This is a genomic window from Frankia sp. ACN1ag, from assembly GCF_001414035.1.
GTDB lineage: Bacteria > Actinomycetota > Actinomycetes > Frankiales > Frankiaceae > Frankia > Frankia torreyi.
This window is the reverse complement of record NZ_LJPA01000005.1, coordinates 25,514-44,782: the sequence shown is the minus strand read 5'-3', so window position 1 is coordinate 44,782 and position 19,269 is coordinate 25,514. Positions and strand designations below refer to the sequence as shown.

Here is a 19,269-nt window from a genome sequence, read left to right as displayed (position 1 = left end):
CCGCGCCCGACACTGCCCTACGAGGACTCGTCTCGACCCAACGACGCAGCGAGTGATGATCACCTTACTGGCCTGCCGAGACGCCGAGGCCCGGGCCGATGCTGTGGGCCAACGACGAGTGGCTCATGCTAGACAAAGTAGTGAGTGGCCACTACCTTGCCAGTGTGAGGACACGGACTGAGGGTGGCAGTGGGCGGATGAGCGCCGAGCAGCGGCGGGCGAGCGTGCTCGCCGCGGCCGTCGTGGAGTTCGCCCACGGCGGGCTGACCGGCACCTCGACGGAGTCGATCGCGGCGCGGGCCGGCATCTCCCAGCCGTACCTGTTCCGGCTGTACCCGACGAAGAAGGCGCTGTTCCTCGCCGTCATCGAGGACACCTTTCGCCGGACCGCCACCCACTTCGAGCGGGCCGCCGGCGAGCTGACCGGCGAGGCCGCGCTGGACGCCATGAAGGAGTCCTACCAGGAACTGCTGGCGGACCCGACGTATCTGCTGAACCAGTTGCAGGCCTACTCCGGCTGCTACGACCCGGACGTCCAGGTCGCGACCCGCACCGGCTTCCACCGGCTGTGGGACGACGTCGTCCGCATCACCGGCCTGCCGACCGACGAGATCCGGCTGTTCTTCGCCTACGGCATGCTGTTCAACATCATCGCGGCGATGGACCTCGCCGTCCTCGACGAACAGTGGGCGCAGATGATCTGCATGGTGGCACCGCCGGGCTCGACCGCCGCCAGCGCCCTGAGACCCGACGCGCCGGGCCCCGACCTTCCGGGCCCCGACCTTCCGGGGCCCGGCGCCCTGGAGCCCCACCCCACCTGATCCGGATCGACCGCGGCACGCCGGCTCCCGGCGGGCCATAGCCCGGCGCGCAGGTCCAAGGTAGTGACTGGTTACTACCTGACAAAGATAGTGAGTGCTCACAAGAAACGGAAGGAGAACCGCCATGCCCCGACGCCCCAGCACCGCTTGGACCCTCGTCGTGACGTCGCTGGCCGCGTTCATGGTGTCCCTGGACAACCTGGTGGTCACCACGGCGCTCCCGCNGATCCGCGAGGATCTCGATGCTGGTCTGGAAGGCCTGGAATGGACGGTGAACGCCTACACCCTGCCGTTTGCCGTCCTGCTGCTCACCGGGGCGGCCCTGGGTGACCGACTCGGGCGCCGGCGGGTGTTCCTCGCCGGTCTCGCCGTGTTCACCCTGGGCAGCGCGGGTGCCGCGCTCGCCCCGTCGATCGGCGTCCTCATCACCGCCCGCGCCGTACAGGGTGTCGGCGCCGCCTTCGTGCTGCCGCTGACCCTCACGCTGCTCGCCGCGGCCGTGCCCGAGGAGCGCCGGGGCGCCGCCCTCGGCATCTGGGGGGCGATGACGGGGCTGGCCGTGGCGGTCGGCCCGCTCATCGGCGGCGCGGTCACCGAGGGCGCGAGCTGGCAGTGGATCTTCTGGGTCAACGTGCCGATCGGCCTCGTCGCGCTGCCCGTCGGGCTGCGCGCGCTCGCCGAGTCGCGGGTCCGCTCGTCCCGGCTCGACCTCACGGGCGCCGCGCTGATCAGCGCCGGGCTGTCGGGCGTCACCTTCGGCCTCGTCCGCGGGGAGGGGCACGGCTGGACGAGCACCCCGGTGCTCGGCGCGCTGGTACTCGGCGGCCTCGGCATCGCCGCGTTCGTCGCCTGGGAGCTTCGGGTCGCCCGCCGGGGCGGGACGCCGATGCTGCCGATGGGGTTGTTCCGCGTCCGCGGCTTCGCGGCCGTGAACGCCACCGCGCTGCTGTTCTCGATGGGTATGTTCGGCTCGATCTTCCTGCTGGCCCAGGCGCTGCAGAACGTCTACGGCTACTCGCCGCTGCAGGCCGGCGTGCGGACCCTGCCGTGGACGGCGATGCCGCTGCTCATCGCGCCGCTCGCCGGGCCGGTGTCGGACCGCATCGGTGGCCGGCCGCTGCTGGTCGGCGGGCTGGCGCTCAACGCCGCCGGACTCGCCTGGATCGCGCTGGTGCTCAACTCGGCACTGATCGGGCCGTTCATCCTCTCCGGTGTCGGCATGGCACTGTTCTTCGTGCCGATCGCGACCGTCGCGCTCGGGGTCGTGCCCGCCCGGATGCAGGGCATCGCGTCGGGCACCAACAACGCCCTGCGCGAGCTCGGTGGAGTGCTCGGCATCGCGGTGCTGTCGTCGGTCTTCACCGCCCGCGGCGGCTATGACACGCCGGCGGCGTTCGTCGACGGGACGCGGCCCGCGCTGTGGCTGGGCGTGATCGCCGTCGCCCTCGCCCTGCTCTGCGCCCTGTCCATCCCCAGGCGTGGCGGCCTCGCCGCCGGGACCGCCGACGAGGCGTCCGAGGACGCAGGGCCGGCCGAGACGGCGCAGCCGGCCGCGGGAGTAGGCAGCGGCGCGGCGATCGGTGCCACCGACCTCCCCGCGTCGGCGGACGGCGGATCAGGCGGCGCGGGCCGGCGGGTTCCCGTCGCCCAGGCCACCGCGGCCGGAGCCACCACCCGAGTCACCACCGCCTGAACCATCGCCGCCCGAACCGCCACCCAGGCCACCGCTCGAGCCACCGCTCCCAGGGATGTCCGGCAACCCACCGAACGGTCCCGGCGGCTGCCCGTCCGCGGTGCCGCCGCCGGCACCGGCGGTGAAGGGCGCGCCCGGGGTGAGCAGACAGTAGCCGCCGGACTCCCTGCCCACCTGGTAGGACTCCCGGCTGGCCGGGTCGTCACCGCGCCGGATGTCGACCTGAACCTCCCGGATCGTCTGGGCGGCGGCGGGATGGCGGGTCTGCACGCCCCGCACGGCGAACGACGCGATGCCCCCGCTGATCCCGTCGAGCGCCCGCATGAGGATCGTGTACTCGACGGCCGACCGGTTGCCCCGGACCGAGCTGCACAGCCGGTCGTAGGCGGCGTCGTAGTGGCCGGCGCGGACGTCGCCGAGATAGGACCGCACGGCCTCGGCGGGGCCGTTGTCGGACCGGGTGAGCAGAACGATGCCGGTGCCGCCCGCGCCGACGGCCACGGCGAGCACGAGGACGAGCGGGATCAGCCAGCGGGCCGGCCCGCGGCGCGGCGGTGCCCCCGGTGGCCTGGCCGGTGGCCCGGCCGGCCCGCCCGGCCAGACCGGGCCGCCCCAGCCGTGGGGCGGGGACGCGGGCCCGCCGGGTCCGGGCCCGCCGGGTCCGAACCCGCTGGGTGGTCCGGCGGGAGCCACCATGTTCGGTGGCCCGCCCACGCCGACGGGGATCGGCCGCATGGGCGGTCCGACGCCGGCGGGACCGACGGGGACCGGGCCCACCGGAGCGGGACCTGTGGGGGCTGGGCCATGGGGCACCGCGCCAGGAGGGGCCGCGCCCACGGGGGCGGAGGGGGGCGAGGACCAGGCGGTCCCGGTGCCGCGTTCGGTGCCCGACCGCCGCGGTGCCGGCTGCGGGCGGGGGATCTGCGCAGCCAGGAGCGGGTGTGGGCCGGCAGGCCGATCCGCGGGCGCCGGGCTCCAGCCCGGTCCGGATGCGGTCGCGGCGAAGGGAGCGGCGGGCGGCGCGGGCGGGGCCCAGGGGCCCAGGGGCCCGGTCGTGTCCGCCGGGTCAGCGTCCTCGGCGCCCGGCTCCCGCCGACCGGACGGGTTCTCGCTGCCCTGGCCGTTCATACGTCTCCCTCGTGGCCGGTCGAACCGTCGGTTCTCGATCCGGTCGCCCCGCCGCCCATCACATCATCCTGCCCGTATGGGCAGCGTGGGCGGGGGCGAGGAGATCCCACGGGGGCGGACGGGGCACCGGCGGCTCGACGCAGGCGCCGCCTGCTCGGCTAGCGGCGCGTCGCCGGGTCCGGCAGAGGGTCGGCGGCACGCTCCCCCGGCGGCGCCCCGGGCCCGGGCCCGGCATCCGGACCAGGTTCCGGGGACGTGGCGGGAATCGGCGCGCCCCGCCCGCGCAGGGCCACGCCGACGCCGGCCCACACCAGGTCGGCCACGGTGGCCAACAGCCGGGCAACCAGGGCGACGAGCGTGGCGGGACCGCCCGCGACGGCGGGCGCGAGCGCGAGCACGAGCACCGCCTCGCGGACCCCCGCGCCGGCCGGAACCACCAGCACCAGGAAGCCGGCGGTCCAGGCCAGGGCGTAGGCGCCGACCGAGAGCAGCAGCAGCCGCCCTCCGCCGACCTCGGGATCGAGATCGCGCACGAGCAGCCAGGTCGCCAGGCCGTACCAGCAGAAGCTGACCAGCAGCCAGCCGGCGCCGGCGGCGATGGGGCGCAGCGTCAGCGGCTCGTCGAGCGGCGCGCGGCGCAGCAGCCGGAATCCCAGCGCCAGCAGCCGGGACAGCACCGACGGGTAGAGCACGACGGCGAACACCGGGACGGCGGCCAGCGCCCACCAGTAGCGCGCGAGCGCGTCGGCGGAGACGAACGGGAGGGTGACCGCGGCGGCGAGACCCCCGCTGGGAACGGCGAGGGCCAGCACGACCAGGCTCGCCGAGGCCGCCTTCGGCCGGGAGATGCCGTAGTCGCGGGAAAGCTCCATCTGAGCGAGGACCGGCCACACGCTGCCCGGGATGTACTTCCCGATCTGACCCACGAAGAAGATCCGTACCGCCGCCCGCAGCGGCAGTTCGGCGCCGAGCCCGGCCAGCAACGCCCGCCAGGACAGCACCGTCGTCCCGACGGCGAGGACGGTCGCGACCCCCGAGGCGACGACGCTGCCGACGGTGAGCAGGCGGAACGAGTCCCGCACGTCGTTCCACTGGCTGACCAGGGCCACCGCCAGCAGGCCGAGGGCCACCAGCAGCGCGCCGCGCACGAGCCACCAGCGCGGGCCGCGCCCGGACCGGCGCGCGGAGACGGCCGCCGGCTCGGCCGACGCGGTGTGCTGACCCACCGGGCCAGCCTAGGCCGGGATCCCGGCCGTCGGTGCGCCGACCCCCGGGACCGGCCCCGTCGGGCGGCGCGCAGACGGCGGCGCCCCACCGCCGGGGGTGCCGGTGGTGGGGCGCCGAATCCGCGAGACGCGGTGGGCAGCGACGATCAGTGCTGGTCGGCGACCTGCTCGCCGGTACGCTGCGCGCCCGGGGAGGCCTGGTCGGCGTCCGCGGCCGGGTCGCCCTCCAGCGCGGGCTGACGCTTCGCGATGGCCTCGACGACCTTGCGGGCGAGGTCCTGGGGGGCGAGGCCGACCTCGGCGATGATCTCGTCGCGCTTGGCGTGGTCGAGGAAGCGCTGGGCGATGCCGAAGTCACGCAGTGGGACGTCGACGTCGGCGTCGCGCAGGAGCTGGGCCAGCGACGACCCGACCCCGCCGACCCGGCCGTTGTCCTCGACGGTGACGACCAGGTCGTGGTCCCGGGCCAGGTCCACCAGCACGGTGGGCAGCGGCTTGACCCACCGGGGGTCGACGACGGTGATGCCGATGCCCTGGCTGGCGACCAGCCGCGCCACCTCCAGGCAGGTGGCGGCCATCGCGCCCACCGAGACGAGCAGCACCTCGCGGCGCTGGGCCACCGCCGGCGAGCGGAACAGCACGTCCACCCCGCCGATGGTGTCGATCGCCGGCACGTCCGCGGCCACCTTGCCCTTGGGGAAGCGGACCACGGTCGGCTTGTCGGTGGTCTCGACGGCCTCCCGCAGCTCGGCGCGCAGGGTCGGCGCGTCCCGGGGGGCGGCGATCGCGAGGCCGGGGACGACCTGCAGGAACGACATGTCCCACATGCCGTTGTGCGACGCGCCGTCCTCACCGGTCACCCCGGCCCGGTCGAGCACGAACGTCACCGGCTGGTTGTGCAGGGCGACGTCCATCAGGACCTGGTCGAAGGCACGGTTGAGGAACGTCGCGTACAGACACACGACCGGCTTGAGCCCGCCCATGGCGAGCCCGGCGGCCGAGGTGACGGCGTGCTGCTCGGCGATGCCGACGTCGAACACCCGGTCCGGGTACGCCTTGGCGAACGGGCCGAGGCCGACCGGCTGGAGCATCGCGGCCGTCAGGGTGACCACGTCGGGCCGCTCGGCGCCGAGCTGAACGATCTCCTCGGAGAAGATGTTCGTCCAGCTCGTGGTCTTCGACGTGGACACCGGCTTGCCGGTGACCGGGTCGATGACGCCGACGCCGTGGAAGTTGTCGGCGTCGTCCTGCTCGGCCGGCGGGTAGCCGAAGCCCTTGCGGGTGACGCAGTGGACGATGACCGGCCCGCCGAAGTCGCGGGCGCGGCGCAGGGCGGACTCGACCGCGACGACGTCATGACCGTCGACCGGGCCGACGTACTTCAGCCCGAGGTCCTCGAACATCCCCTGCGGCTGGACGACGTCCTTGATGCCCTTCTTGATGCCGTGCAGCGCGTCGAACAGCGGCGCGCCGACCAGCGGCGTGCGGCCGAGGACCTGCTTGACGACGTCGAGGACCTGCTCGTACTCGGGGGCCAAGCGCAGGGCGGCCAGATGGTCGGCGAGGCCGCCGATCGTCGGCGCGTAGGACCGGCCGTTGTCGTTGACGACGACGACGACGGGGCGGTCATCCGCCGCGATGTTGTTCAGGGCCTCCCAGCACATGCCGCCGGTCAGCGCGCCGTCACCGACGACCGCGACGACGGCCCGGTCCTCCCCGCGCAGCGCGTAGGCGCGCGAGAGCCCGTCGGCGTAGGACAGGGCGGTCGAGGCGTGCGAGTTCTCGATGATGTCGTGCTCGGACTCGGCCCGGCTGGGGTAGCCCGAAAGGCCGCCCCGCTGGCGCAGCCCGTCGAAATCACCCGACCGACCGGTGAGAATCTTGTGGACATACGACTGGTGGCCGGTGTCCCAGAGGATGCGGTCAAACGGCGAATCAAACACTCGGTGTATCGCCAGCGTCAGCTCGACGGCACCGAGATTGGGTCCGAGGTGGCCTCCGGTACGCGCGACGGCGTGAATGAGGAAATCACGGATCTCGGCCGCCAGGGTGCCGAGCTCCTCATGGTCGAGGCGCTTGACGTCCTGGGGACAGCTGATCGTGGACAGAAGCGACACGGCGTGAACTCCCTCTCCCGAAAGGGGATCGGTCCGGGTCCGGCAAAGTCTACGCAGCTCCCCTGCGCGCTCGCAGACGGGCTGACGACATGTGAGTTCCTCGTGGATGAGGAGGCAATAGACCTGCTCGGGGTAAAATGCACCCCCGACTCGCACACTATTGGTCGGGATGCGGGTACGCAGACGTACCGCGCGCCCCGGCGTGGCGCGCGGACGACACGCCGGGGCGACCGGGCGGCGGCGGAGCCGAGCGATCGGTCCCGGTGGCGGCGATGCGTCCCACCTGCCGTACGGTTTCGGTTACAGCGGGTTCGGTGACGCGCGGCTTCAGCAGGGCCACGCATTCGACGTGCGCGGTCATCGGAAACAGGTCGAACGCACGCAGCGAGACCAGCTCGTAACCAAGCTCGGATGCGGCGGCCAGGTCCCGGCCCAAGGCCACCGGGTCGCATGCGACGTACGCGACGGCACGCGGGTGGTGGGCGAGCAGCGCGGCCATCACGGCGGGCCCCGCCCCCGTGCGCGGCGGGTCCAGCACGGCGATGTCCACGCGGCCGGCCGTCGGTCCGCTGCCGATCACCCCGCGCACCGTCGCCGGGGTGACCCGCACCGAGCGCAGCGAGACCTCGGGCAGGTCGGCGAGGCTGCGGGCGGCGGCGGCGACCGCCGCGGCGTCGGACTCCATCGCGACGACGCGGCCGCCGGGGCCGACGTCGACGGCGAGGAACGCGGCGAACAGGCCCGCCCCCGAATACAGGTCGAGCGCGGTCTCGCCAGGACCGGGCCGCAACGCGTCGCGCACGGCGGCGACCAGCACCCGCGGGGCCCCCGGGTGGACCTGCCAGAACACGTCCGGCCCGAGCTGGAACCGCCGCTGCTCCACCGTCTCGACGACCTCGCCCGGCGCCGGCGCCGCCCCGGCCGGATGTACCGCGACGGCCACCTGACCGGTGGAGGGACTCGCGGCGACCTCGACCGCGTCGGCGCCGGGGAACCGGCGCCCGGCCAGCGCCGCGGCCACGAGCGGGTGGGCGATGCGGCAGTCCGGGGTGGCGACCACCTCGTGGGAACGGCTGGCCCGCAGTCCGATCTCGCCCTGCGCGGTGACGGCGAAGCGCATCCGGGTCCGCCAGCCCAGGCCGTCGTCCGCACCGCTCCCCGCCTGGTCACTCCCCCCCTGGTCGCTCCCCGCCTGGTCACTCCCGCCGTCAACGGACACCGTCTCGACGATCACTCGCACGGGCCCGCGTCGGGTACTGGCCTCCCCCGGTCGGTCCGCAGGCACAGCGGCCGCACGAGGCGCGGCGGGCGGGACGGGTGCGGCGGGCGAGCCGGGTGCGGCGGGCGAGCCGGGTGCGGCGGGCGAGCCGGGTGCGGGGTGGGCCTCGGGGTCTGCCTCGGCGTCCAGGCCGCCGAACCGGCGCAGGGCCTCCGCGATCACCTCGGCCTTGCCCCGGCGCTGCGCCGCGAGGTCGGCATGCTGCCAGTCGCAGCCCCCGCAGGCGCCGGGACCGGCATGCGGGCAGGGAGCCGCCACCCGCTGCGGAGCAGGGGTGAGGACGTCGACGGCGTCGGCGCGCCAGTAGCGGTCGTGGGAGTCGTCGGTGACCCGGGCCCGGACCCGCTCCCCGGGCAGCGCGTGCCGCACGAACACGACCCGCCCGCCCGCGCGCGCCACGCAGAACCCGCCGTGGGCCACCTGCCCCACCACCAGCTCGATGATCGACCCCACCGCGGTCGCAGCCTCGGCGACGCCCCTCGTCGAGCCGGCGGACTTCCCCGCCGAGCCGGCGGCGGGGGCGGCGACGGCCGGCCGGCGGCGAGCGGGGCTCACTCCCGCTCCGCCGGCGGCGACCCGACATCGGCGGGGCCGACCGCGCCGGTGGAGCCCGCCGCGCCCGTCGACCCGCGGGTCGGCTCCAGGGTGGGCGGGCCGCCAACGGGTCCAGGCAGGGCGGCCCGGCCGCGGCGCACGGCGCCCGCGCCGGTCCGCTCCACCCGCCGCTCCGCGCCGCTGGACGAGGCGAGCTGCCACGGCACGCTGGTGACCATCACACCGGGCTGGAACAGCAGCCGGGCCTTGAGCCGCAGCGCGCTCTGGTTGTGCAGCAGGTGCTCCCACCAGTGACCGACGACGTACTCCGGGACGTAGACGGCCACGACGTCGCGGGGGCTTTCCCGCCGGATCCGAGCGACGTAGTCCAGCACCGGCCGGGTGACCTCCCGGTAGGGGGAGGCGAGCACCACCAGATCGATGCTGATGCCGCGTTCCGCCCACGCGTCGCGCAGCCGGTCGGCGTCGGCCTGGTCCACGGCGACGGTGAGCGCGACGAGGCTGTGCGGCCGGGACGCCTTGGCGTAGGCCAGCGCCCGCAGCGTCGGTGCGTGGATCTTGCTGACGAGGACCACGGCCCGGATCCTCGAGGGCAGGGTCGGGGGGCCCGGCTCCGGGGTGAGCTCGACGGCGACCCGGTCGTAGTGGCCCCGGATCCCCCGCATGCCGAGAAAGATGATCGGGATGGCCAGGCAGACGATCCAGGCGCCGTGGGTGAACTTCGTGACGAGCACGAGAACCAGCACGGTGCCGGTGAGGCAGGCGCCGATGAAGTTGATCGTCTGGGAACGGCGGATCCGTCGGCGGCCGGCGGGGTCGGGTGCCGACGGGCCGGTCGAGCGCAGGATGCGCGCCCAGTGCCGCACCATCCCCGTCTGGCTCAGGGTGAACGAGATGAACACCCCGAGGATGTAGAGCTGGATCAGGGCGGTGACCTGCGCGTGGTACGTGACGATCAGCACGACCGCGAAGCCGGCCAGCAGGACGATCCCGTTGGAATAGGCCAGCCGGTCGCCGCGGGTGTGGAGCTGGCGAGGCAGGTAGCCGTCACGCGCGAGGATCGAGCCCAGCACCGGGAAGCCGTTGAAGGCGGTGTTCGCGGCGAGCATGAGGATGAGCGTGGTGACCGTGGCGATGTAGACGAAGCCGGGCGAGCCGTCGCCGAAGACGGCGGCGGCGACCTGGGCGATGACCGTCGGCTGCTCGCCGCTGGCCCCGACGAGGTCCTTGGTGTGCTCGGCGACGTGCACGTCCGAGATCAGGGCCAGGGCGGTGACGCCGGCGAACATGGCGACCGCGATGACGCCCATGAGCAGCAGGGTGGTCGCGGCGTTGCGGCTCTTGGGCTTCCGGAACGCGGGCACGCCGTTGCTGATCGCCTCGACCCCGGTCAGCGCCGTGCAGCCCGAGGCGAACGCCCGCAGCACCAGGAACGCCAGGGCGAACCCGGCGTAGTCGTGCTCGGCGACCACGTGGTAGCCCGCGCTCTCGGCCCGCGGGGTGTGGCCGAAGGCCGTCTTGATCAGGCCGGTTACGATCATCACGGCGATGCCGGCCACGAAGCCGTAGGTCGGGATGGCGAAGGCGGTCCCGGACTCGCGCACGCCCCGCAGGTTCATCATCGTCAGCACGATGACGATGACGACGGCGATGATGACCTTGTGCGGAGCCAGCCCGGTGACCGCCGATGTCAGGTTCGCGACACCCGCCGACACCGACACGGCGACCGTCAGGACGTAGTCGACGAGCAGGGCGCTGCCGACGAGCAGGCCGGCGCGGGGGCCGAGGTTGGTCGAGACGACCTCGTAGTCGCCGCCGCCGCTCGGGTAGGCGTGCACGTTCTGCCGATAGGAGGCGACCACCGTCAGCATGAGCACGATGACGGCGCCGGCCAGCCAGGGCGAGAGGTGGTAGAAGGCCAACCCGCCCAGCGACAGGACGAGCAGGATCTCCTCTGTTGCGTAGGAGACCGACGACAGGGCGTCACTCGCGAAAACGGGCAACGCGACGCGTTTGGAGAGCAATGTCTCCCCGAGCCGGTCGCTCCCGATCGGTCGACCGACGAAACCGCGCTTCAGGCGGTCCGTGAGCGCCACGCGGCGATGCTACCGATGTCGGCTACCGCTACACGCAACTGTGATGTGGCGCACACAAACCCGTGCCGGTCGGGGTCACGCGCCCGGGGGTGGCGGATCTCCGTATACAGAGCACTCCGGTGACGATCCGCGCCGCGCGGGCCGGATCCGACTACGCTCCCCTCGTGCATGTCGTGATCCTCGGTTGTGGCCGGGTCGGCTCCGCCCTCGCCCGCGGTGTCGAGCGGCTCGGCCACTCGGTAGCGATCATCGACCAGAACGCGGCCGCGTTCGGCCGGCTGGACGCGACCTTCGCCGGCCAGCGCGTCACCGGGATGGGCTTCGACCGCGACACCCTCGTCGAGGCGGGCATCGAGCGGGCCGCCGCGTTCGCCGCCGTGTCCAGCGGGGACAACTCGAACATCATCGCTGCCCGGGTCGCCCGGGAGATGTTCGGGGTCGAGCGGGTCGTGGCGCGGATCTACGACCCCCGCCGCGCCGAGGTCTACGAGCGGCTCGGCATCCCCACCGTCGCGACCGTGCGCTGGACCCGCGACCAGATCCTCGGCCGGCTGCTCCCGGATGCCGTCACCGCGCAGTGGTCCGATCCGTCCGGTTCGGTGCTGCTGACCGCGATCCCGCCCGGGGCCGCCTGGGTGGGCCGCAAGCTGCGCGAGCTGGAGGAGGCTGCGGGGGTACGGGTCGTCTGCGTCACCCGGTTCGGCGAGGGCGTGCTGCCCGACGCCCGCACCCTCGTTCAGGACGGCGACGTGCTGCACGTGGCCGTGACGAAGGCCCGTGCCACCGAGGCCGACACGGTGCTGCGCACTGGTCCGGAGGAGAAGTGACGGTGAACGTGCGCCGGGTGGTGATCGCGGGTGCGGGCAAGGTGGGCCGCTCCATCGCCGCCGAACTGCTGGAGAACGGCTCCGAGGTGCTCATCATCGAGCGGGACCCGCAGAAGATCCGCACCGACGCGCTGCCCGACGCCAGGTGGCTGCTCGCCGACGCCTGCGAGCTGTCCCAGCTCGACGCCGCGGGGCTGAACGAATGCACCGTCCTCGTGGCGGCGACCGGGGACGACAAGGTCAACCTGGTTGTGTCGCTGCTGGCGAAGACCGAGTTCGGTGTGCCGCGGGTGGTCGCCCGGGTCAACCATCCCAAGAACGAGTGGCTGTTCACCGAGTCGTGGGGGGTCGACGTCGCCGTCTCCGCCCCGCGGCTGCTCACCGCGCTGGTCGAGGAGGCCGTCAGCGTCGGCGACCTGGTGCGGCTCATGCGTTTCCGGCAGAGCGACGCCTCCCTCGTCGAGCTCACCCTCGCCGAGGACGCGCCCGTGGTCGGTCGGCGCATCGGCGAGATCACCCTGCCGCCGGACACCGCCCTCGTGGTGATCCTGCGCAACGGGCGGGCGGTCATCCCGTCCCCGGACGCGACGTTGGAGCACGGCGACGAGGTGCTCGCGGTCGCGACCAGCTCGGAGGCCGAGGAGCAGCTCGCCGCCCTGCTCGGCCCGGTGCCCGAGCAGACTCTCACCGGAGGCTGATCCGTCCGGACGACCCCGGGCTCAACGCGGCGGGCGGAGCGGATCGACGACCGGCGCCTCGGGGGACGGCGGGTCGGCCCGCACCACCTCGCCCTCGACCACCTCGCCCTCGACCACGGCCGCGCCCGACGCGGCGGGCGGCTCGGGCGGCAGCGGGGCGAGCCGGCGCACGATGGCGAAGCTGGCGAGGACGGCGAGGCCGAACAGCGGCAGGCCGAGCGCGATGTTCGCCGCCGCCAACCAGCCGGACTCGTCGGCGAGGTAGAGCACGCCCTGCACGCCGAAGCGCAGGGCGAACACGGCGCCCCAGACCAGGGTCGCCCACACCGCGGCCCGCCGCTGGCGGGGATCGTCCTTCCAGCCCACGTAGCGGGCGTCCAGGCCGGCCATGAGATAGCCGGCGATCGGCCGGCGCAGCACCACGGACAGCAGCGCCACGACGACGCCGAGGGCGTTCTTCGCGATGCCGGGGAGGAAGAACCCCTTCGCGTCGCCGGTGCGCGAGGCGACGAACGCGGCGACCGCGACGGCGAACAGGCCGGAGAACGTCTGCTGCGTCGGCTCGCGCCGCACGATGCGCAGGACGAGCAGGCCAAGCGCGGCGGCGATGGCGACGGCGATGCCGGCGGTCAGCCCGGCCTCGGCGTTCACCGTCACGAACGCCACGGTCGGGATGGAGCTGTCGATGATTCCCCGGGGCCCGCCGATGGCCTCGGACATCGTCATCGGCGGCGCGTCGGGGGTGGGCAGTCGTGGCATCGTCGGTGGGGATCCTGTCGGTGAGGGGCCGGTTCCCCGCCCGAACCTAGGCGCTCGCGGAGGGGACCGGCAGGAGTTCGTACCGCGGGTTGAAGATGCTCGGGCGACCCTCCTGCACAGTGACGCGACCGGACGCCTTCACCGAGGCACCGGCCCGCAGGCCCGGGATGTCCCGGCGGCCCAGGAACACCAGCGTCACGGTGCCGCTGCCGTCGTAGATGTCGACCTCCAGGGTCGGCGCGCCGGCCCGCGCGCGCACCGTCACCGCCTGGATGGTACCCGCGACGCAGGTCTCGTCCCGGTCACGACAACCGCTCATCGGAACGGCGCCCGCCGCCGCGGAGGCGGCCTGGAGATCCTCGGCGTCGAGCTCGTTCGTTCCCGCCGTCAGCCTGTGGAGCTTGCGCCCCCACCAACCGTGTGGCTCGCCCACGGCTCCTCCGTTCCCGCGCGAGCAACCCTGCCCGAACACGTCTGATGCAACGAATGACCGAGGCTCAGTGTGCCCGCGGCAAGCCGCACGATCGAGCGATCCACGTGCGGATACGTACCGTGTGCGGTACAGGGCGGCGCGTTGCGAACCGCTGCGCCCCGGGTCAGCGGAGCTCGGCGGTGCGGACGCCGGGCGCCGGCATCTCGGGCCGCCCGCTCGTCGCCGCGGTCGCCGAGCCGCCGGGGCCGTCAGGATGGTCGGCGACCTCCCGGGGCAGGGTCAGCGGCAGGGGATCCCGCACCGGCATCGCGCCGTCCCCGCGGGACACCACAAGCTGACGCAGCGTCTCGTCGAGCAGCGGGGCGGCCCCCGGCTCGCCCCCGGCCACGCCGGTCACCACAGCACGCAGGAACCAGCGCGGGCCGTCGACGCCCATCATCCGGCCGGGAACGGTCTCGCCCGGGCGGCCGGTGGGCAGCAGCATCCGCAGCTCGGGCCCGAACGCGCCGTTCGTCTCGCGACCGCCGGCCGCCTCGATCGTCGTCAGGATCTCGGCGCGCACCTCGTCCCACAGGCCGCGGCTCTTGGGCGCGGCGAAGACCGACAGCTCCATCGCGCTGCGCCCGTCGGTGACGAGCACCGTCAACGGCTGGCCGGTCGCCTCCTCCACCTGGAACTGCACCTGCACGCCCGGCAGCGCCGGGATCCGCAACGAACCGAGGTCGAGCCGGTGAAGATCGTCCTCCGGCACCTCGGTGACGTCGTAGGGACCGTCCAACACCACCGATGCCGCCTTGGCGACCGGCGCGCGCCGCTCGGGCGCCTGGGGCCGGGACGCCTCGTGCTGATCGGATTCCCTACGCCCGCGGCCGAACACCACCGGACTCCCTTCCCGCCCCCCCGGGCGTCCCCGCGCCGACCCCGGCGCCGGGACCCTCCGTCGAGCCGAAGCCACCCGTCGAACCGAACCCACCGCTGCCGCGCACCGAGGCGGGCAGCTCGTCCACGTCGCGGAAGACGGCATGCTCCACACGCTGCACCACGAGCTGGGCGATCCGGTCGCCCCTACGCAACGTGATCGGATCGGATCGATCGGTATTGATGAGAACTACTTTGATTTCACCACGGTAACCGGCGTCGACCGTGCCGGGCGCGTTGACCACCGTCACGCCGTGCCGGGCGGCCAGGCCACTGCGCGGATGCACGAACGCCGCGTAGCCCACCGGCAGCGCGATCGCCAGGCCCGTGCCGACGACGGCGCGCTCGCCCGGCGCGAGGGTCACATCCTGCGTGGTCACCAGATCCGCGCCCGCGTCGGACGGCTGGGCGTACGCCGGCGGCACCGACTCGCGGTCCAGCCGCCGCACGAGGACCTCTACCCGACCCGCCGCCGCGGCCCCGGTGTCCGACGCCACAGCCCCGGCCACCGTTTCGGGCGCGGCCGGTCCGGGCGGTGCCGCGGGAGCCTCTGGGGCAACGGAAGCCACGGGGGCAGCGGGGATCGTCTGATCGGGGGCGGTCATGGGTCTGCTCTCCTGCCTGGACGGGCCGAACGGGGAGGTGGATGGTCGCCGCCGACGGCCGTCGCCGGCGCCCGCTGCGCCGCGCCGGATGTCCGCGATCCGCGAGATGAACCTTAGGCCATCCCCAGCGCGGCACCGGCGGTGCGCCCCGCGTGGCGGCGGGACCGCCCGGCCGTGATCGGATAGGGACCACCGGCGGCCCACCCAGGCCAGCTGGGGGTAAGCGGTGCCACCGGGGTAGGGACAACACACGGGCGGGCCAATGCGGCCCGCGGCGCAGAACGAGAGGTGCGGGGTGGCGAAAGCGGCATCGAAGCTGGGATGGAAGGTCGTCGGCGGGGCGGCGACGGCGCTCGCGGGCACGGCGGCCAGCCGCGGGGTCACGGCCGTGTACCGCAAGGTGCGCAAGTCCGACCCGCCGGTCAACCCGGCCGACCCGGACACCGCCTGGGCGGAGGCGATCGCCTGGGCGGCGATCTCCGGGCTGGCGATCGGGCTCGGCCGGCTCGCGGCGGAGCGGACGGTTGCCCGCGGCTGGGCCAGGGCGACGGGCTCCCCGCCGCCCGGCATGGTCCGTCCGGAGGTCTCCACCTCGACGGACTGATCCGCACACCCGGCGGTCTCGGCGGGGCACGATGGAGGCCACAGTCGCGCACGACGACCCGCGGGAGGCCGGATGGCCGTGTACGCCCTGGGAGACGCCGTCCCCGTCATCGACCCGACGGCCTACGTCCACCCGGACGCCACCGTCATCGGCACGGTGACGATCGGCCCCGAGTCGACCGTGTGGCCGGGGGCGGTGCTGCGCGGCGACTACGGGTCGATCGTGATCGGCGCCCGCACCTCCGTCCAGGACGGCACGGTGATCCACGCGACCGAAGAGCTGGCGACCGTCGTCGGCGACGACTGCACGATCGGGCACCTCGCGCACCTGGAGGGCTGCGTGGTCGAGGACGGCTCGCTGATCGGGTCCGGCTCGGTGGTCCTGCACCGAGTCCGGGTCGGGCGCGGCGGGCTGGTCGGGGCCGGGGCCGTCGTCGTGGGCGGCACGGTCGTGCCGCCGGGCGGGCGGGCGCTCGGGATCCCGGCCAAGGTGCTGCCCGGCGGCGCGGACCAGGCAGATCTCGCCGCCGGCGCCGCCGTCTACGTGGCGAACGGCAAGCGCTACCGCGAGCAGCTACGCCGGATCGACTGAACCCGCCCCGGCCCCGTCACCCGGCCCCACCGTGCGCCCCGGCAAGGCTGGGACCCCCGGTGGGGCCGCGGCCTTGGATTGGGCCGCGGCCTTGGATGGGGCCGCGGCCGGTAGGTGCCGCATCTTCTCCGGGTTCGCCATGATGTTGATCTCGACGATCCGGCCGCCCGCGACGTGCAGGCCGGCGATGTAGCGCAGGACGTCGCCCTCGAAGTTCGCGAAGCCGGGTTCGCCGTTGACCTCGATCGGCTGGATCCGCACCCGCCCGTCGGCGCGCCGGGCCGCCTTCGCGAGGATGCCGAGCACAAACCGGGCGACCCGGTCGGCGCCCACCACCGGCCGGCGGGCGGCCTGCGCGAGTCCCCCACCGTCGGAGCGCAGGACGGCGTCCGGATCGAGCAGGGACAGCAGCCCGTCGAGCTCGCCGCCGGCCGCCGCGGCGAAGAAGGCCTCGGCCACGCGGCGACGCGACGCCGGATCCGGGTCGAAGCGGACCGACCGGTCACGGACGTGGCGCCGCGCCCGGCTGGCGAGCTGGCGGGCCGCGGCCGGGGTGCGCCCGGTGGCCGCGGCGATCTCGATGAAGTCGTAGCCGAACACGTCGTGGAGGATGAAGGCGGTGCGTTCGGCCGGGCTGAGCGTTTCGAGCACGACCATCATCGCCATGCTCACCGACTCGGCGAGCGTCACCCGGTCGGCCGGGTCCGGCGCCCGGCCCCCGCTGGCGGGGTCAGGACCGACCGGCACCGCCGCACCGGCGACGAACGCGGCGTCCAGCACAGGCGAGCCGGCATCGGCGCCGCCCCCGGCGCCGTCGCCGCCGGCGAGCCCGGCGACGAACGGTTCGGGCAGCCAGGGCCCGACGTACCCCTCCCGGCGCCCGCGGGCCGAGCGGAGCTGGTCCAGGCACAGCCGGCTGACCACCACGGTCAGCCAGGCGCGCAGGTCGGAGATCCGGTCGGCGTCGACCCGGCCGAGGCGCAGCCAGGCCTCCTGCACCGCGTCCTCGGCGTCGGCGAAGGAGCCGAGCAGGCGGTAGGCCACCCCCCGCAGGTGGGGACGCTCGGCCTCGAACGCCGCGGCCAGCGCCGCGGGACCGGCCGCGCCGGACACGCCGCCCGGCACAGACTCCCCGTCAGGACGCGGTGCCTCGGCAGGGACGGCGTCGGGGGTCTCCGCGACGCGGTGCGGGACTGTCCTCATCGGCTCCTCCGCAAGCTTCCGGGCGCCACGGACCGGACGTCACCGGCCCCGACCGTCGGGCGTGGCACGCCCCCTCCCCCACCTGGACGGGATATCCGGCATCGGGGTGACATCCTCCGGCGGCCGGGTGGCCGGGTGGCCGGGTGGCCGGGTGGCCGGGCGACGATCTCACGGGCGGCCGGCGGCCCGCGACCGCATGTCTCACCGCGCGGCTCCCGGCCGGGTGAGCGGATGTCTCAGAGAGTGTCACAGCTCGCGCGTCGCCGCGTAACGGTGCGTTCCTACGGTCGTGGCATCACCCGCACCCCGGAGGATCATCACATGAGTGCCACGCTGGAAGGCGTCCCGACCACCGACCTCGCGCCGGCCGCGTCCCGCCGGGGCCGGTGGATCGACGACTGGCGGCCCGACGACCCGACCTTCTGGGACGGCGGCGGGTCCCGCATCGCCCGCCGCAACCTGATCTTCTCGATCCTGGCCGAGCATGTCGGCTTCTCGATCTGGTCGCTGTGGTCGGTGATGGTCCTGTTCCTCGGGCCGAAGTACCACATCGATCCCGCCGGAAAGTTCCTGCTGACGTCGTTGCCGACGCTGGTCGGCAGCGTGCTGCGCATCCCGTACACGTTCGCCGTCGCCCGCTTCGGCGGGCGCAACTGGACGATCTTCAGCGCGCTGCTGCTGCTCGTCCCCACGATCCTCGCCGCGATCGTCCTCGAACCCGGCGTCTCGTACACCACCCTGCTGATCGTCGCCGCGGTCGCGGGCGTCGGCGGCGGCAACTTCGCCTCGTCGATGACGAACATCAACGCCTACTACCCGGACCGGCTCAAGGGCCGGGCGCTCGGGCTCAACGCCGGCGGCGGGAACCTGGGCGTGGCCGCGATCCAGCTCGTCGCCCTGCTCGTGCTCGCCACGGCGGGCAAGGGCCACCCGCGGGTCGTCCTGGCGATCTACATTCCGCTGATCGTGCTGGTCTCGCTCGGCGCGGCGCTGTTCATGGACAACCTCTCCACGGCGCGCAACGACCGGGGCGCGATGCGCGAGGTCGCCCGCGACGGCCACACGTGGGTGATGTCGCTGCTCTACATCGGCACGTTCGGCTCGTTCATCGGCTTCGGCTTCGCCTTCGGGCAGGTGCTGCAGGTGCAGTTCGCCGACCGGTTCGACACCCCGATCAAGGCCGCCTACCTGACGTTCCTCGGGCCGCTGCTCGGCTCGCTGATCCGCCCGCTCGGCGGCCTCATGGCCGACCGGTTCGGCGGCGCCCGCATCACGTTCGCGAACTTCGTGGCGATGGCCGCAGCGGCTGCGGTCGTGCTCGTCGCCTCTCTGACGGACTCGCTGGCCCTGTTCCTCGTCGGGTTCATCGCCCTGTTCGTCTTCAGCGGCGTCGGCAACGGGTCGACGTACAAGATGATCCCTGCGATCTTCCGGGCGAAGTCGCGCCTCGCCGTCGACGCCGGCGCCGATCCGCTGGCGGCCCAGCACCTCGCCCGGCGCCGCTCCGGCGCGCTGATCGGCCTGGCCGGCGCGATCGGCGCGTTCGGCGGGGTGCTGGTGAACCTGGCCTTCCGGCAGTCGTTCCTGAGCTACAAGTCCGGCGACGCGGCGTACATCTCCTTCATCGCCTACTACGCGCTGTGCTTCGTCGTCACCTGGTTCGTCTACCTGCGGCCCTCAGCCCAGCGGCTGCGCGGCATCTGAGCTCCGCCGCCG

At 74.0% G+C, this 19,269-nt stretch carries 17 protein-coding genes and 1 pseudogene; 8 read left to right on the top strand and 10 right to left on the bottom strand.

The window, feature by feature from the left end; all coding sequences use genetic code 11:
• Positions 1-197: 197 nt before the first annotated feature.
• The 3 genes and pseudogenes from UK82_RS05560 to UK82_RS05555 form a co-directional block, all read left to right on the top strand.
• The gene (locus UK82_RS05560) at positions 198-821 is read left to right on the top strand and encodes a TetR/AcrR family transcriptional regulator (protein WP_313949787.1); all 624 of its coding nucleotides are present in this window, start codon (positions 198-200) and stop codon (positions 819-821) included.
• 124 nt (positions 822-945) lie between these two features.
• A pseudogene (locus tag UK82_RS35970) lies at positions 946-1,045 on the top strand (hypothetical protein); the annotation flags it as partial.
• A gap of 1 nt (position 1,046) precedes the next feature.
• Positions 1,047-2,514: DHA2 family efflux MFS transporter permease subunit (locus UK82_RS05555; protein ID WP_236705550.1), on the top strand; the 1,468-nt coding region annotated here is incomplete at its 5' end.
• Here the strand turns inward: UK82_RS05555 and UK82_RS05550 are convergent.
• From UK82_RS05550 to UK82_RS05530, 5 genes are all read right to left on the bottom strand, one after another.
• Complete coding sequence (locus UK82_RS05550; protein ID WP_152989804.1) at positions 2,437-3,249, bottom strand: hypothetical protein; 813 nt, start codon at positions 3,247-3,249, stop codon at positions 2,437-2,439. The two genes, UK82_RS05555 and UK82_RS05550, sit on opposite strands and share 78 nt — an antisense overlap.
• 551 nt (positions 3,250-3,800) lie before the next feature.
• Complete coding sequence (locus UK82_RS05545; protein WP_055406537.1) at positions 3,801-4,868, bottom strand: lysylphosphatidylglycerol synthase transmembrane domain-containing protein; 1,068 nt, start codon at positions 4,866-4,868, stop codon at positions 3,801-3,803.
• A gap of 146 nt (positions 4,869-5,014) precedes the next feature.
• Positions 5,015-6,985 (bottom strand): 1-deoxy-D-xylulose-5-phosphate synthase, encoded by a 1,971-nt coding sequence (dxs, locus tag UK82_RS05540; RefSeq protein WP_044887497.1) that lies wholly within the window; start codon positions 6,983-6,985, stop codon positions 5,015-5,017.
• Positions 6,986-7,142: 157 nt separating this feature from the next.
• Positions 7,143-8,819 (bottom strand): TRAM domain-containing protein, encoded by a 1,677-nt coding sequence (locus UK82_RS05535; protein ID WP_083507070.1) that lies wholly within the window; start codon positions 8,817-8,819, stop codon positions 7,143-7,145.
• On the bottom strand, positions 8,816-10,915 hold the full coding sequence (locus UK82_RS05530) for an APC family permease (RefSeq protein WP_044887496.1): 2,100 nt from the start codon (positions 10,913-10,915) through the stop codon (positions 8,816-8,818). Before UK82_RS05530 ends, UK82_RS05535 begins: the two co-directional genes overlap by 4 nt.
• A gap of 119 nt (positions 10,916-11,034) precedes the next feature.
• Here UK82_RS05530 and UK82_RS05525 point away from each other — a divergent pair, with 119 nt between their 5' ends.
• Together UK82_RS05525 and UK82_RS05520 are read left to right on the top strand one after the other, a co-directional pair.
• A complete protein-coding gene (locus UK82_RS05525) occupies positions 11,035-11,742 on the top strand; it encodes a TrkA family potassium uptake protein (protein WP_082122193.1) in 708 nt (235 codons plus the stop codon).
• 2 nt (positions 11,743-11,744) lie between these two features.
• On the top strand, positions 11,745-12,440 hold the full coding sequence (locus UK82_RS05520; protein WP_044887507.1) for a TrkA family potassium uptake protein: 696 nt from the start codon (positions 11,745-11,747) through the stop codon (positions 12,438-12,440).
• Between the two features lie 21 nt (positions 12,441-12,461).
• Here UK82_RS05520 and UK82_RS05515 read toward each other — a convergent pair whose 3' ends face one another.
• The 4 genes from UK82_RS05515 to dut all read right to left on the bottom strand — a co-directional run bounded on the left by UK82_RS05515 (position 12,462) and on the right by dut (position 15,155).
• Positions 12,462-13,199: a DUF3159 domain-containing protein gene (locus UK82_RS05515; RefSeq protein ID WP_044887495.1), complete on the bottom strand. Its 738-nt coding sequence runs from the start codon at positions 13,197-13,199 to the stop codon at positions 12,462-12,464.
• Positions 13,200-13,245: 46 nt separating this feature from the next.
• Positions 13,246-13,632: an OB-fold nucleic acid binding domain-containing protein gene (locus UK82_RS05510; RefSeq protein ID WP_044887494.1), complete on the bottom strand. Its 387-nt coding sequence runs from the start codon at positions 13,630-13,632 to the stop codon at positions 13,246-13,248.
• A gap of 163 nt (positions 13,633-13,795) precedes the next feature.
• Complete coding sequence (locus UK82_RS05505) at positions 13,796-14,509, bottom strand: DUF3710 domain-containing protein (protein ID WP_044887506.1); 714 nt, start codon at positions 14,507-14,509, stop codon at positions 13,796-13,798.
• Positions 14,490-15,155, bottom strand: coding sequence for a dUTP diphosphatase (gene dut, locus UK82_RS05500; protein WP_044887493.1), 666 nt, complete (start codon positions 15,153-15,155; stop codon positions 14,490-14,492). Before dut ends, UK82_RS05505 begins: the two co-directional genes overlap by 20 nt.
• Before the next feature lie 295 nt (positions 15,156-15,450).
• Between dut and UK82_RS05495 the strand changes: the two genes are divergently transcribed.
• Both UK82_RS05495 and UK82_RS41820 read left to right on the top strand, forming a co-directional pair.
• Positions 15,451-15,759: a DUF4235 domain-containing protein gene (locus UK82_RS05495; RefSeq protein ID WP_044887492.1), complete on the top strand. Its 309-nt coding sequence runs from the start codon at positions 15,451-15,453 to the stop codon at positions 15,757-15,759.
• 72 nt (positions 15,760-15,831) lie between these two features.
• Positions 15,832-16,350, top strand: coding sequence for a gamma carbonic anhydrase family protein (locus tag UK82_RS41820; protein WP_055406536.1), 519 nt, complete (start codon positions 15,832-15,834; stop codon positions 16,348-16,350).
• Here the strand turns inward: UK82_RS41820 and UK82_RS05485 are convergent.
• Positions 16,333-17,463, bottom strand: coding sequence for a sigma-70 family RNA polymerase sigma factor (locus UK82_RS05485; protein WP_083507069.1), 1,131 nt, complete (start codon positions 17,461-17,463; stop codon positions 16,333-16,335). The genes UK82_RS41820 and UK82_RS05485 overlap by 18 nt on opposite strands.
• Positions 17,464-17,874: 411 nt before the next feature.
• On the opposite strand from UK82_RS05485, the gene UK82_RS05480 reads away from it, so the two are divergent.
• Positions 17,875-19,257 (top strand): NarK/NasA family nitrate transporter, encoded by a 1,383-nt coding sequence (locus UK82_RS05480; protein ID WP_044887490.1) that lies wholly within the window; start codon positions 17,875-17,877, stop codon positions 19,255-19,257.
• Positions 19,258-19,269: the final 12 nt, after the last annotated feature.

Excerpts from the sequence above, each read along its gene's own strand:
- UK82_RS05560 (WP_313949787.1), top strand. The coding sequence starts at position 198 with ATGAGCGCCGAGCAGCGGCGGGCGAGCGTGCTCGCCGCGGCCGTCGTG.
- UK82_RS05550 (WP_152989804.1), bottom strand. The coding sequence starts at position 3,249 with ATGCGGCCGATCCCCGTCGGCGTGGGCGGGCCACCGAACATGGTGGCT.
- UK82_RS05515 (WP_044887495.1), bottom strand. The coding sequence starts at position 13,199 with ATGCCACGACTGCCCACCCCCGACGCGCCGCCGATGACGATGTCCGAG.
- dut (WP_044887493.1), bottom strand. The coding sequence starts at position 15,155 with ATGACCGCCCCCGATCAGACGATCCCCGCTGCCCCCGTGGCTTCCGTT.
- UK82_RS41820 (WP_055406536.1), top strand. The coding sequence starts at position 15,832 with ATGGCCGTGTACGCCCTGGGAGACGCCGTCCCCGTCATCGACCCGACG.
- UK82_RS05480 (WP_044887490.1), top strand. The coding sequence starts at position 17,875 with ATGAGTGCCACGCTGGAAGGCGTCCCGACCACCGACCTCGCGCCGGCC.